The organism is Kitasatospora sp. NBC_01250, assembly GCF_036226465.1.
Classification (GTDB): domain Bacteria; phylum Actinomycetota; class Actinomycetes; order Streptomycetales; family Streptomycetaceae; genus Kitasatospora.
The window spans coordinates 3,507,372-3,519,788 of the sequence record NZ_CP108476.1 but is presented as its reverse complement, the minus strand read 5'-3'; the positions used below and the strand labels follow the sequence as shown (position 1 = coordinate 3,519,788).

The 12,417-nt window shown below is 75.1% G+C and carries 13 protein-coding genes and 2 tRNA genes; 2 read left to right on the top strand and 13 right to left on the bottom strand.

From position 1 onward, the window contains the following. Positions 1–250: 250 nt before the first annotated feature. A complete protein-coding gene (locus tag OG500_RS14235) occupies positions 251–631 on the top strand; it encodes a chorismate mutase (RefSeq protein ID WP_329580303.1) in 381 nt (126 codons plus the stop codon). Between the two features lie 59 nt (positions 632–690). Here the strand turns inward: OG500_RS14235 and OG500_RS14230 are convergent, their stop codons facing one another. The 8 genes from OG500_RS14230 to OG500_RS14195 form a co-directional block, all read right to left on the bottom strand. Further along, positions 691–993 (bottom strand): hypothetical protein, encoded by a 303-nt coding sequence (locus OG500_RS14230; RefSeq protein WP_329580300.1) that lies wholly within the window; start codon positions 991–993, stop codon positions 691–693. Position 994: 1 nt separating this feature from the next. Next, on the bottom strand, positions 995–1,150 hold the full coding sequence (locus tag OG500_RS14225; RefSeq protein WP_327067094.1) for a hypothetical protein: 156 nt from the start codon (positions 1,148–1,150) through the stop codon (positions 995–997). A 42-nt stretch (positions 1,151–1,192) separates the two neighbouring features. After that, the gene (locus OG500_RS14220) at positions 1,193–2,182 is read right to left on the bottom strand and encodes an EamA family transporter (RefSeq protein ID WP_329580297.1); all 990 of its coding nucleotides are present in this window, start codon (positions 2,180–2,182) and stop codon (positions 1,193–1,195) included. A 78-nt stretch (positions 2,183–2,260) separates the two neighbouring features. After that, complete coding sequence (locus OG500_RS14215; RefSeq protein ID WP_329580293.1) at positions 2,261–4,606, bottom strand: transglycosylase domain-containing protein; 2,346 nt, start codon at positions 4,604–4,606, stop codon at positions 2,261–2,263. 145 nt (positions 4,607–4,751) lie between these two features. Continuing rightward, a complete protein-coding gene (locus tag OG500_RS14210) occupies positions 4,752–5,948 on the bottom strand; it encodes a sensor histidine kinase (RefSeq protein ID WP_327067091.1) in 1,197 nt (398 codons plus the stop codon). Between the two features lie 158 nt (positions 5,949–6,106). Next, positions 6,107–7,750 carry an MFS transporter gene (locus OG500_RS14205; protein ID WP_329580289.1) on the bottom strand — a complete coding sequence of 548 codons (1,644 nt, stop codon included), beginning with the start codon at positions 7,748–7,750 and terminating at the stop codon, positions 6,107–6,109. A gap of 257 nt (positions 7,751–8,007) precedes the next feature. After that, positions 8,008–8,081, bottom strand: a tRNA-Lys gene (locus tag OG500_RS14200). Between the two features lie 69 nt (positions 8,082–8,150). Continuing rightward, on the bottom strand, positions 8,151–8,591 hold the full coding sequence (locus OG500_RS14195; protein ID WP_329580286.1) for a MarR family winged helix-turn-helix transcriptional regulator: 441 nt from the start codon (positions 8,589–8,591) through the stop codon (positions 8,151–8,153). A gap of 69 nt (positions 8,592–8,660) precedes the next feature. On the opposite strand from OG500_RS14195, the gene OG500_RS14190 reads away from it, so the two are divergent. Next, positions 8,661–9,068, top strand: a complete 408-nt coding sequence (locus OG500_RS14190; protein ID WP_329580283.1) for a VOC family protein — start codon at positions 8,661–8,663, stop codon at positions 9,066–9,068. A gap of 50 nt (positions 9,069–9,118) precedes the next feature. Here the strand turns inward: OG500_RS14190 and OG500_RS14185 are convergent, their stop codons facing one another. The 5 genes from OG500_RS14185 to OG500_RS14165 form a co-directional block, all read right to left on the bottom strand. Further along, positions 9,119–9,685 (bottom strand): DJ-1/PfpI family protein, encoded by a 567-nt coding sequence (locus OG500_RS14185; protein WP_329580280.1) that lies wholly within the window; start codon positions 9,683–9,685, stop codon positions 9,119–9,121. A gap of 167 nt (positions 9,686–9,852) precedes the next feature. Beyond that, positions 9,853–9,926: transfer RNA gene (locus OG500_RS14180), tRNA-Lys, on the bottom strand. A 93-nt stretch (positions 9,927–10,019) separates the two neighbouring features. Beyond that, positions 10,020–11,378 (bottom strand): nitrate/nitrite transporter, encoded by a 1,359-nt coding sequence (locus tag OG500_RS14175; RefSeq protein ID WP_329580278.1) that lies wholly within the window; start codon positions 11,376–11,378, stop codon positions 10,020–10,022. 28 nt (positions 11,379–11,406) lie between these two features. Beyond that, positions 11,407–11,751 carry a hypothetical protein gene (locus OG500_RS14170; RefSeq protein WP_327067085.1) on the bottom strand — a complete coding sequence of 115 codons (345 nt, stop codon included), beginning with the start codon at positions 11,749–11,751 and terminating at the stop codon, positions 11,407–11,409. Next, entirely contained in the window at positions 11,748–12,416 is a 669-nt protein-coding gene (locus OG500_RS14165) for a Rieske (2Fe-2S) protein (RefSeq protein ID WP_442789168.1), read from the bottom strand. Before OG500_RS14165 ends, OG500_RS14170 begins: the two co-directional genes overlap by 4 nt. Position 12,417 lies beyond the last annotated feature (1 nt).

The following is a 12,417-nucleotide window of genomic DNA, read 5'->3' as shown; positions in this document are numbered from 1 at the left end:
GTTGTCACTGTCCGCAACTGGAGGGTGATCGCATGCGATCGGGGGGAGCCGGTCGCGGCGGCGCTGACCGCGGTGCCGGGCGCCGGGTCGCCCGGCGGTTGTCCGGATGGTGGGCGATCCGGGCAATTGGGGAGAGTCCGGGCCGGGCCGCCTGTTAGATTTGCCCGGCCCGCGCGCCGGGCAGTCCCCAGGCCACCGGCCCCTTTCGCGCCCGGCCCCGTGGCCCGGCGCCCGAACCGGAGCAGACGCGATGACCGAGCAGCCCGCGACCGAACCCACCGCCGCGACGGCGGACGTCGACGACGCCGTCCGCGAGGAGCTGGCCGACCTGCGCCAGAGCATCGACAACATCGACGCCGCGGTCGTCCACATGCTCGCCGAGCGGTTCAAGGCCACTCAGCGGGTCGGCACGCTCAAGGCGGCCCACAAGCTGCCCGCCGCCGATCCGGCCCGCGAGCGGGACCAGATCCGGCGGCTGCGGCAGCTGGCGGCCGGTGCGCGGCTCGACCCGGTCTTCGCGGAGAAGTTCCTCAACTTCATCATCGCCGAGGTGATCCGCCACCACGAGGCGATCGCCAGCGACGCCGCGACCGGCGGGCCTTGCGACAGCCGAGGGCCCGCCGACAACTGAGGGCTCGCCGACAACTGAGGGCGCGCCGACAGCTGAGGGCGCGCCGGTCGCGGCCGGGATCAGTGCAGCCGGGACCGGCCGCCGCCGGGCGCCGTGGCACCGCGGCGGGTGCGGGCGGGGCGGGACGGGCGGACGTCCGGCCGGCTCGGCCGGTCCTCGGTGGGCGGGGCCGCCGCGCGCTGGCGGGCGCCGAGCAGGGCCAGGGCCGCGGCCGCGGGGGGCTCGGTGACGCCGAGTTCGCGCATGGCGGCCTGGTGCTCGGTGCACCACAGCGGGCTGGCCGGACTGCCGTCGGCGTAGCCGAGGCCCTCGGGCGGGAGGTAGTGGACCCCGCACTCGGTGCACTGGAAGAGGAGCCGCATCTCAGTTCACGTGTCCCTTCCCGCCGCAGTGGGCACAGGGGGACAGGTAGTTCTCCTGCTTGGGCTGCCGCGTGCCGTCGGGCTCGGTCTCGACGGTGTGTCGGATCTTCTCGGTGACGCCAGTACCGCCGCACCGCGGGCAGATCTGGTGACTCACGGTGCCGACGCTACTCCTGACGGCCGATGCCCGGGAGGGGTTTCACACGTTCGTGGGAATGCTCGCCGCGGGCGGGTCGAGGGCCACCTGGTCGGGCTCCGCGCCGCCGCCCGATCCGCCGGCCTGGGCGGCGAAGGCGCCGAGCAGCACCAGCAGGCCGCCGAACAGCTGCAGGGTGCCGAGGTGTTCGTCCAGCAGGAACCAGGCCGTGACGGTGGCGACCACTGCCTCGATGTTGGCCACCACCCCGGCCACCGGCGGCGAGAGGTGGCGCACCGAGACCACACCGGTCAGGTAGGCGAGGACGGTGGCGACGAGGATCATCCAGGCCGCGGGCAGCAGCGCGGGGACCTGGTGCCCGGCCATGGTGACGTGGCCGCCGAGCTTGCTCCAGTGGCCCTGCCAGGGGCGGGCGACCACGGTGAGCACGAGCGCGCCGATCAGCAGCCCGAAGGCCGCCATCCCCAGCGGGTCGGCGGGCTTCTCGCCCCGGCCGCCGGCGTCGGCGAGCACGAAGTAGCCGACCTGGCAGCAGGCCGCGCCGAGCGCGAAGAGCACGCCGACGGCGTCGAAGCTCAGCCCCTGCCAGACCTCCACCACGCAGGCCAGCCCGGTGACCGCGACCGCGGCGCCGACCGCCGCGCCGCGGCTGACCGGGCGGCGCTGGACGAAGCGCACGTAGCCGAGCAGCAGCGGCGGCCCGAGGTACTCGATCAGCAGCGCGACGCCGACGGGTATCCGGGATATCGCCGCGAAGTAGCAGGCCTGCACCCCGGAGACGCCGAGCAGCCCGAAGCCGAGCACCAGCGCCGGGCGCTCGCGCAGCACCGCACGGTGGCGCCAGGCCACCGGCAGCAGCACCAGGGCCGCGCCGGTCGCCCGCAGCCAGACCACCTGGAGCGGGGACAGGCCCGCCTCGATCAGCGGTTTGGCCGCCGTGCCGGAGCCGCCGAAGGAGACGGCGGAGATCAGCGCCAGGGTGAGGCCGACGGCCCGGCGGGAGGGCGGTGCGGAGGCCGGGGTGGAGTGCATCGGATCATTCTGCCAGCAGCCCGAACACCTGTGCCGATGGCCAGGAGCTGGGCTGGGCCGGGTTGTGCGGGGCAGGGGTTAGCCGACCCCGGCCGGGACCGGCGGGGTGCTGCCTGCCCCGGAGGGCTGGGCGGGCGTCGTCGGTGTCGTCGGCGGACGGGACGGCTCGGCGGTGACCGGGGGCCGGGACGGCCGGCTCGGCGAGGTGGGCGGCGCCACCGGGGTGGACGGCGTCGACGGCTCCGCGGGCCGGGTCGCCGGCGGGCCCGGGGTCGGCTCGCTCGGCGCCTCGGGGGTGGCCGGGCTGCTCGACGGCCGGCTGTCGGCCGAGGGGCCGGTGCTGTCCGGGGCCGTGGGGCGGGAGGTGCTCGGCCTGGTCGCGCGCGGCGAGGCGGCGGACGACGCAGCGGGGGTGTCCTGTGCCGCCGCGGTGGTGCCGGGCGGGGTGAAGCCGCCGACCGGGGTGCCCAGATGCGCGGCCTTCATGTAGTCGGTCCAGATCTGTGCCGGGTAGCCGCCGCCGTTGACCCGCCCGCCGCCGGCCGTGCCCGAGAGCGTGACCTGCTTGCCGCTGCCCGCCTGCTCGCCGAACATCGCCACCGAGGTCACCAGCTCGGGCGTGTAGCCGACGAACCAGGCCGAGCGGTTGCCGTCGGTGGTCCCGGTCTTGCCGGCCGCCGGGCGGCCCAGCTCCTTGGCGCGCCACCCGGTGCCGCCCGGGTCGGCCACCACGCCCTGCAGCATGTCGGTGACCTGCCGGGCCGTCTGCTCGCTCACCGCACGGCCGCCGTTCTGCCGGGACGGCAGCGGCAGGTCGACGCCGTCCCGCTGGAGCGACTGGACCAGGTACGGGGTCTGCTGCCGCCCGTCGTTGTCCAGCGTCGCGTAGACCCCGGCCATGTCCAGCACGCTCGGCATCGAGACGCCCAGCGGCAGCGAGGGCACGGCGTTCAGCTCGTTGGTGTCGGCGGGCAGGCCGAGCGCGATCGCGCTCTGCTTCACCTTCTCCAGGCCGGTGTCCTGGGCGAGTTGGGCGAAGACGGTGTTGACCGACCAGTCGGTGGCCTGGCGCAGCGTGATCTGGCCGTACTCGGCCTCGCCCTCGTTCGGCGGCGCGTACGGCGGCTTGGCCGTACCGCCGCGCACCGGGCGGCGGTTGGCGCCGTCGTAGACCGTGTCGGGGGTGATGGTCCGCCCCTCCTGGGTCTTCGCGCCGCTCTCCAGGGCGGCGGCCAGCGCGATCGGCTTGAAGGTCGAACCGGCCTGGTAGTCGCGGCGGGTGGCGTTGTTGACGAAGTGCCGGGTGTAGTCGGTGCCGCCGTACATGGCCAGCACCGCACCGGTCTTCGGGTCCAGCGAGACCGCGCCGGCCTGGATGTCGCCGTCGCCCGGGCGCTTGGCCGCGTCCAGCTTGTCGGTCAACTGCCGCTGCACGGCGGTCTGCAGGTCCGCCTGGCGGGCCGGATCGATGCTCAGGGTGATCCGGTGGCCGCCCTTGGCGAGCGCCGCCTCGTCCACCAGCTTGTGCGAGACCAGGTACTCCTTGGCGGCGTCCACCAGGTAGCCGGCCTGTCCGGCCAGGCCGAGGGCCGGCTGCGGGGCGCGGACCTGCGGGAAGGTGGTCGCCGACCGGTCGGCGGCGGACAGCCAGCCCTCCTGGACCATGCCGTCCAGCACGTAGTTCCAGCGGGCGGTGGCCGCGCGCCTGCCCGCCTCGTTCGCGGTCGAGACGTCGTAGACCGAGGGTGCGTTGAGCAGCGTCGCGAGGTAGGCGCCCTGCGCGGCGTCGAGCCTGCTCGCGTCCACCCCGAAGTAGGCCTGCGCCGCGGCCTGGATGCCGTAGGCGCCGCGCCCGTAGTAGGTGGTGTTCAGGTAGCTCGCCAGGATCTCCTGCTTGTCGAGCGTGGCGTCCACCTTGAGCGCGATGAAGACCTCCTTGATCTTCCGGCTGACCGTCTGCTCCTGGGTCAGGTAGGCGTTCTTGACGTACTGCTGGGTGATCGTCGAGCCGCCCTGGGCGCCCTTGCCGGTGGCGGTGTTCCAGCCGGCCCGCAGCAGTGCGGCCGGGTTGACGGCGCCCTCGCGGTAGAAGCCGCGATCCTCGGCGGCCAGCACCGCGTGCTGGGCCTCGGGGGAGATCTGGTCCAGCGGCACGCTCTCCCGGTTGGTCTCGCCGGTCTGTGCGAGCACCGTGCCGTCCCGGTAGAGCCAGGTGTTGCGCTGCGCGGTGGCGGCGGCGTGCGCGTCCGGGACCTTGACCAGCAGTACGCCGAGCGCGAAGAACCCGGTGGCGAGCAGCAGTACGGACAGGGTGGCGAAGAGGCTGAACCGCCAGGTCGGCACCGCCCGGCGCCAGCCGCGGCGGCGCGGGCGCCCCGAGTGCAGCAGACGGCGTGGCAGGGAACGGGCGGCGGGTCGCGGCACGAGGCCATTCCTCTCAGCCAGGGCAGGGGACCGTGAAAGCCTGCCTGGCACCGCCCGGGGAACGGTAGGGACTTTTGTCCCTTCTGAGGGAAGTGGCGGGAGAACAGCTGATTGATGGTGAATTCGCCCCTTGGTGCAGGGGCGACTAGGCGGCCTGGTGCTCCGTCAGGTCCGTGGCCACCTCGGGCAGCGGCAGCCAGAGCCGCACCGCGAAGCCACCGCCGCACTCGGGCGCCGCCTCGATCGTGCCGCCCAGCAGGGCGGCCCGCTCGCGCAGCCCGATCAGGCCGTGCCGCCCACCGGGCAGGCCGGAGTCCGGACAGGGCCCGGCCGGTGCCTCGTTGCGCACGCTGACGTGCAGCGCCTCGGCGGTGATCCTGACCAGCACCTCGGTCCGGGCACCCGGCGCGTGCTTGCGCACGTTGGTCAGCGCCTCCTGCACCGTGCGGTAGGCCGCGCGCTCGACCGGCTCGGGCAGCGTCCGCTCCAGGCACCCGTCCACCTGCAGCGTGGCGGCCACCTCGGCCGCGCCCACCAGGCGGGGCAGGTCGGCCAGCCGGGGCTGCGGCACCAGCTCGGTGGGCCCGGCCCCCGCCGCGCGCAGCACCAGGATCATCGAGCGCAGCTCCTCCAGGGTGGCCACCGCCAGGCCGCGCAGGGTGGCGGCGGTCTCCCGGGTCACCGGGTCCTTGGTGGTCACCTGGAGGGCGCCGGCCTGCACCGCGATCAGCCCGGCCTGGTGCGAGACCACGTCGTGCATCTCGCGGGCTATCCGGGCCCGCTCCTCGGCGATCACGGTCTTCGCGTAGAGCGCGCGCTCGTGGTCGCGCAGTTCGGCGAGCTCGGCGACCCGCTCGGAGAGGTCCCGCTTGGTCTGGGCGAGCAGCCCGAGCGCCACCGGGCCGACGCCCAGCATGGTCGCGAAGATCAGCTGCTGGGTGATGCTGCTCAGGCTCTCGGTCCGGAACGCGGTGATCGGCCAGGGCAGGAAGCTGCCCAGCACCACCAGCAGCGCCGCGAGCGAGCGCTGCCAGCGCGCGCGCTCGGTCCGGGCCACCGTGTACGCGGCGATCACGGCGGCGACCAGCGCGTTGCCCGCGTACAGGCCGGGGAGGGTGAGCAGCAGCACGGTGCGCGGGAAGGGGCGGCGCAGCACCAGGACGGCGGCGGCCAGCAGCGAGACCGCGAAGTGCCAGTCGTGCGTGGACGGCACGTTGAGCAGGGCGTCGAGCGAGGCGGGGACCACCAGGAGGGTGTCCACCAGCCACGGGTGCCAGCGCCGCTCAGGACGCCAGAGCCGGCCCATCGACCGCTCGGTCCACCCCTTCGCTCTGGCTGCCACGCTGCTCGCTCCGATCCTGCCCGACCTGCCCCGACCTGCCCGGGCACTCTGGCGACGGTACCGCACCGCTTCGGGCGGTGCGGGCCGTGCGTCCAGGGGTTGGGACCCGCGCAGCACCGTGGTCGGTTCCCGGGCGGGCGGCCGGCCGGGGCGCGGTGTCAGCAGGCGCTGCCCCGGGGCAGCCGGTAGCGCGCGTCGACCTGGTAGTCGCCCGGGGCGGTCACGGTCAGCCTGGTCCAGTCGCCGTCCTGGCTCAGGCAGGCGCCGCCCGGACCGTGCACGGTGAGCCAGGGCGAGTAGGGGATGCGCAGCTGCACCTGGCCCGCGGCACCGACGGTGAGCTGGATCCGCTCCGCGTCCGCCCGCAGCACGGTGGCCGGCCCGTCGGCCAGCGGCTGGGCGTCGGTGAACCGGAAGAGCCGCCAGTGCTCGTCGTGCCAGACCTCCTCCAGGTAGCCGAGGCCGCCGCGCACCAGTGCGGCCTCGGCGTCGCCGGCGATGTCGGTGGGGCCGGAGGGCAGCGCGACGTAGCCCACCGCCCAGCGCTGCAGCCAGTCGTGGTAGCTGGCCGGGGTGAGCGTCCTGTCGTAGAAGAGCGGGTTGCGCTGGACGTCGGCCTGGCGGTTCCAGCCGCGGGCCAGCTGGGTGACGTCGGCCAGCCGCCAGGACTCGTAGTGGTTGAGCATCGGGACCGCCTCCACGCGGGCCCGCTCGGCGTGCAGCTGCTGCAGCTCGGCGACGAGCGCGTCCGCCTGGTGGGTGGGCGAGGGGGTCGGGATGCCGATGATGTTCGCGGTGATCGTCCAGTAGGCCGCCAGGCCGAACCCGGCGACCAGGGCGGTGACGCGCCGCCAGGACCGCAGGGGGCGCCACTGTTCGTTGCCGAGCAGGGCCAGCAGCACGACGCCGCCGAAGATCAGCGCCAGGCGCTGCACGTTCATGCCGATCGGCGTCGGGAAGGCCAGGGTCAGCGCGGAACCCAGCGCGTACACCAAGGCGCCCAGGCGCACCGCGCGCCACGGCCGGGGGACCAGCAGCGCCACCACCAGTGCGGTGCCCGCCGAGAAGACGGCGGTGGAGGCGGAGATCGGGTCGACCCCGAAGAACGGGAAGAGCGCGGCGCAGCCCAGCACCACCACCGGCGGCGGCACGGCCATCGCCCAGCCGGTCCGGTAGCGCCGGGTGAGCAGCAGCGCGGCGGCGGCCACGTCGACGAAGAGGCCGGCCACCGGGCTGGCCGTGGTCGCCAGCAGCGCGCACAGGGCGACCGCCGCGACCCGCCACCAGCTCGCCCTGCGCTGCTGACCGGCCACCACCACAGCGGCCAGGCCGAACATCAGGCCGAGCGCGAAGGTCACCCGCCCGGCGGCGATGTCGCAGGTCAGCGCGAAGGCTCCCCAGAGCGCGGCGGGCAGCGGCCGGCGCACGTGGGAGCGCTCCAGCAGTACCGCGAGCAGCGCGGTCGAGAGCACGGCCGCCGCGACCGCCGTGGTGCGCACCCCGAACAGGGCCATCAGCCACGGGGCGAGGACGCTGTAGGAGGCGGGGTGCATGCCGCCGTACCAGGAGAAGTCGTACGCCGAGCCCGGGTGCTTGCCCACGAAGTCGGCCCAGGCGAACTGCGCGGAGAGGTCGGCGGTGACCCCGGCCATGAGGCGTGCCCAGAGCAGGCCCATCAGCAGCGCGACCGCGGTGGAGACCGCGACGGGGGTGGTCCAGCGTCTCCAGCCGTCGCGTCGCTCCGCCGGGGCGGTGGGCTCCGGCGGCGTCGGGGGTGCGGTGGGCTGCTGCAGAACGCTCACTGCGCGTGGTTCTCCCGTCTTGGTGGGGCGCCGGGGTCGGCCAGGTCGACCGGTGCCCGCGATGCCGGGTAGCTCCGGCTCCCGTGAGCTGTCACCGCCTGATCGTCCATCTTGCGACGATGCTCCCGTGCCGCCGCCACCGGGGGTCGGCGCCGTACCGGGGAGAACGGATCGGCGGGCGGGAGCGGCTCACCGCACCGTGGCCGGGAAAGCCGGATGGGCCGCTCTCCCGAAGGAGAGCGGCCCATCCCGTGTTGTGCGCCGCCAGGGACTCGAACCCCGGACCCGCTGATTAAGAGTCAGCTGCTCTAACCAACTGAGCTAGCGGCGCTTGTTCAACGCGGAGAACAGTACCCGACCAGGGGGCCTATGCCGAAATCGGGCGGTACCGGCACTCCCGTCACGGGGCGCCGCCCGCCCGGAGGACCCGCAGCAGCAGCCCGTGCAACTGCTCCCGCTCGGTGGTGGAGAGCGGGGCCAGCACCTCGTCCTGCACGGCCGCCGCCTCGTCGTGGAGCTCGCCGAGGGCGGTGCGGCCGGCCGGGGTGAGCGCGACCTGCATGCGGCGGCGGTCGGCGGTGGAACGCGTGCGCTCGACCAGGCCGGCCCGGCTCAGCTCGTCCAGCAGGCGTACCAGGTCGCTCGCGTCGATACCCAGGCGTTCGGCCAGCTCGCGCTGGGCGTGCGGGCCGAAGTCGGCGAGCGAGGCCAGGACGGACAGGTGCCACAGGCGCAGCTCCCGCTCGGCGAGCCGGGCCGCCAGCCGGCCCCTGGCCCGGCGCCCGGTCTGGGCCAGCAGGTAGCTGGTGAGGTCGAGCAGGCTCGGGGGTGTGGCATCCATGGCAGGGATTGTAGGGTGATCACCAATGATGGGTGGTCACCCATTGATTTTCGCAGCCCGGAGGCTCCGTTGGACGCGCTCTACCCACGCCTGCTGGTCACTCGCTTCGCCGACTGCTTCCGCTTCTACGACGCCGTCCTGCCCGAACTGCTGGGTGCGGTGCGGCAGAAGGGCGACGAGTCGGGCCCGTACGCCAACTGGGACGTGGCCGACCAGGCCGTCCTGGTGCTCTACGACCGCGCCGCGCTGGCCGCCGCCGTCGGGACCGGCGAGCTGCCGCCGCTGGCACCGCCCGCGCAGGAAGCCGCGATGCTGGTCTCCCGGGTCGCGGACGTCGATGCCGCGCTCGCCCTCTGCCTGGCGAACGGCGCCACCCCGGTGACGCCGGCCACCGACCGCCCGGAGTGGGGGCCGACCCTGCGCTCGGCCCATCTGCGCGACCCCGAGGGCCACTTGATCGAGCTGCAGTCGTACTGAGCGGATCCGCGGGGGTGGGCCGGCCTGCCGGCGCACCCCCGCGGGCGGGGTCAGGCCGCCGGGGCCTTGGTCCGCAGCACCTCGATGAACGCGCGCAGCCAGCCCGGGTGGTCCGGCCAGGCGCGCGCCGAGACCAGCACGCCGTCCACCACGGCCTCGCCGTCGCGGTAGGTCGCGCCGGCGGCTCGCACGTCCGGCTCCAGGGCCGGGTAGGCGGCGGTGGTCCGCCCCTGGAGCACGCCGGCCGCCGCGGTGATCTGCGGGCCGTGGCAGATCTGCGCCACCGGCTTGTCGGTCTCGAAGAAGTGGCGGGTGATCCGCTGCACCTCGGGGTCGTTGCGCAGGTACTCGGGCGCCCGGCCGCCGGGGATCACCAGGGCGGCGTACCCGGCCGGGTCGACCTCGTCGAAGGCCAGGTCGGCGGGCCAGGTGTAGCCCGGCTTCTCGGTGTAGGTGTCGAAGCCGTCCTCGAAGTCGTGCACCACGAAGCGCAGCTTCTTTTGGCTCGGGGCGGCGATGTCCACCTGGTACCCCTCCTCGCGCAGCCGCTGGTAGGGGTAGAGCACCTCCAGCGACTCCGCGGCGTCCCCGGTGATGAGCAGCACCTTCACAGCCATCCATGGCCTCGATTCAGACGTTCCAAGGGGGTGGGCGATGCGCGCGGGCACGGTAGCCGCCCGCTCACGCAGCGGCACCGTCCCTCCGGCCCCGCGTACCTCCCCGCCCGGCAGCCCCGGGAAACGCCGAAGGCCCCTCGCTCTCGCGAGGGGCCTTCGACCGTCTGTGCGCCGCCAGGGACTCGAACCCCGGACCCGCTGATTAAGAGTCAGCTGCTCTAACCAACTGAGCTAGCGGCGCTTGCTGACGTCGAAGACTTTACACGGCCCGGTCGGAATCACCGAATCGTCACCGGGCCGTCGCGCACTGTCAAGGCTGCGTACGCGGGCGGGCTCAGCCCGGCGCCGGTGCCCCGTCCCGGGCGTAGCACCACCAGCAGACCGCCAGGCAGAGCGCGTAGAAGGCGACGAAGACGTAGAGCGCGTCGGTGGCGGGGGCGAGCGCGAACATCGCCGGGACGAAGAAGGCGCCGCAGGCCGCCACCGCGGTGCCGAGGCCGGCGGTGGCCGACAGCTCCGCGGGGCCCAGCGGCAGGCGGGAGAGCTGGCGCAGGCCGGAGCCGGTGCCGAGGCCGGCGAAGAGGAAGAGCAGCAGGAAAGCGGCGCAGCCGAGCCGGAAGTTGCCCGGATCGCCGGGCGAGGGCAGCGCCCGGACCGCCACGATGACGGCGAGCGCCAGCCCCGCGAAGCAGATCGTGGTGCACCAGGCGCCGCCCGCCCGTCTGCCCAGCCGACCGCCGAGCGGGCGGGCCAGCACGCCGACCAGCGGGCCGATCCAGACGAACCCGGTGGCCGAGCAGCCGGGGTCGGCCGCGGTGAAGGTGCGGTCGAGCAGGTTCGGCAGGGCGGCGGCGAAGCCGAGGAAGGAGCCGAGGGTGCCGAGCCGGAGCAGCGCCAGCAGCCAGGTGTGCCGGCGGCGCAGCACGGACCGGTACGGCGTGGTCGGCGCGCCGGGCACCCGCAGGTCGTTCATCAGGAACCAGGCCAGCACCGCCAGCAGCGCCAGCGGCGTGACCCACCCGAAGGCGGCGTTCGGCAGCCAGGCCTCGCCGCCGCCGTGCGTGGCCCGCCCCCGCCCGGCCGGTGCGCCGAGGAACCCGGTGGTGATCACGATCGGCGTGAGCGCCTGCACCAGGGCGATGCCGAGATCGCCCGCACCGGCGCTGCGGCCGCGGGCCCGGCCCTGCAGCGCCGGCGGGTAGAAGGGGTCGAGCGTGGCCTGCGCGGAGGAGGCGACGGCGCCGCCCAGCCCGCACAGCGCGGCGAGCGCCAGCAGCACCCCGTACGGCGTGCCGGTGTCGCGCACCGCCAGGCCGAGGCCGAGCAGCGGGCCGATCAGGACCGCCGTGCTGAGCGCCGTCCAGCGGCGCCGGCCGACCGCCGGGCCGAGCAGCGCGTAGCCGGCCCGCAGGATCGCGCCGGTCAGGCCCGGCAGCGCGGCCAGCCAGAACCGCTGCCCGCCGGAGAGCGCGAAGGCCGCCCGGCCGAGCTCCACCACCAGCACCGACCAGATCTGCCAGACCGCCGTGGCCAGCAGCAGGGCCGGCGCGGAGACCGCCAGGTTGCGCGCCGCCACCCGGCGGCCGGCGGTGGACCAGAACCGCGGGTCGCACGGGGTCCAGCGGCGGATGGTGGCCCCGGGCCGGAGATCCGGCCGGGGCCGGGACACCGCGGGCTCGTCGACAACGCTCAACGGTGCTCCCGGGAAAGGCGGTCGGCGGTCAGCGGTCCCCGCGTGGCGCGCGCCACCACAGGAGCAGCACGGCCAGGAAGGAGCCGATCGAGAAGGCCGTGGTCCACCAGGCGGTGTCGGTGTCGCCGACCATCCAGGCGTTGGTGGCCACCGTCAACGCCCACAACTGGCCGACCAGGACGGCCAGGGCGAGCACCGAGCGCGCCGCGAGCAGGGCCGGGCGATCGGCACCGCCCGATCGCCCGGCCCTGCTCGCGGCGCGGCCGGCCGGCGGGCGCAGGCGCGGCCGGCGGGCCGGGGTGCGGCGGTCGGCGCGCCGCCCGGCGCCGGCCGGGGGGTACGCGGGGGGCGGGGCGTCCTGGTGGTCCGTCATGTGCTGGCCACCGCCGTGGCGCTGGCGCTGGCCGGAGCCGAGGCGGGGGCGCCGGGCGCGTCGTTGCAGCCCGCCTGGTCGGCGAGTTGCGGATCGCGCTCGCGCAGCTGGCGGCAGAGGCCGTTCTCCTCGCTCTCGCCGGAGCGGGCGGTGCCGATCGCCCAGATGCCGCCGGCCGAGTCCTCCACCAGCACCACCTTCGGCAGTCCGCGCGGCGGCGGCCCGCCCGTCACGTCACCGGTCCGCACGTCGAAGGTGCCCTGGTGGCACGGGCAGTAGAGCTCGCCGGCGGTGCCGCCGTCGGGGCGCCAGAGCACCCCGCAGGCCCGGTGGGTGCAGACGGAGGAGTAGCCGACCACCGCGCCGTTGGCCAGCCGGATGCCGATCGCGCGGTCCTGCGCGGTGGGGTACTCGAAGGTCACCGTCTCGCCGGGGTCGAGCTGGTCGGCGACCTTGAGCGGGTCCGCGCCGCCGTCGCCGTGCCGGGGCAGCACGCCCGCGGCCACCACGGTGGAGCCGACCGCGAGGCCGCCCGAGACGGTGGCCAGCAGGCGCAGGCAGTCGCGGCGGGTGGCGCCGGGGTTGCCCTGGCCGAAGGCCGGGGGCAGGGCGGTGCCGGCCTCCTCGGGCCGGCCGGGCTGCTCCTCGGGGGGCGGCACGGTCACG

Bases quoted from the DNA above. Each gene is read 5' to 3' on its own strand.
- OG500_RS14235 (WP_329580303.1), top strand. From the start codon at position 251: ATGACCGAGCAGCCCGCGACCGAACCCACCGCCGCGACGGCGGACGTC.
- OG500_RS14230 (WP_329580300.1), bottom strand. From the start codon at position 993: ATGCGGCTCCTCTTCCAGTGCACCGAGTGCGGGGTCCACTACCTCCCG.
- OG500_RS14220 (WP_329580297.1), bottom strand. From the start codon at position 2,182: ATGCACTCCACCCCGGCCTCCGCACCGCCCTCCCGCCGGGCCGTCGGC.
- OG500_RS14195 (WP_329580286.1), bottom strand. From the start codon at position 8,591: ATGGATGCCACACCCCCGAGCCTGCTCGACCTCACCAGCTACCTGCTG.
- OG500_RS14185 (WP_329580280.1), bottom strand. From the start codon at position 9,685: ATGGCTGTGAAGGTGCTGCTCATCACCGGGGACGCCGCGGAGTCGCTG.
- OG500_RS14170 (WP_327067085.1), bottom strand. From the start codon at position 11,751: ATGACGGACCACCAGGACGCCCCGCCCCCCGCGTACCCCCCGGCCGGC.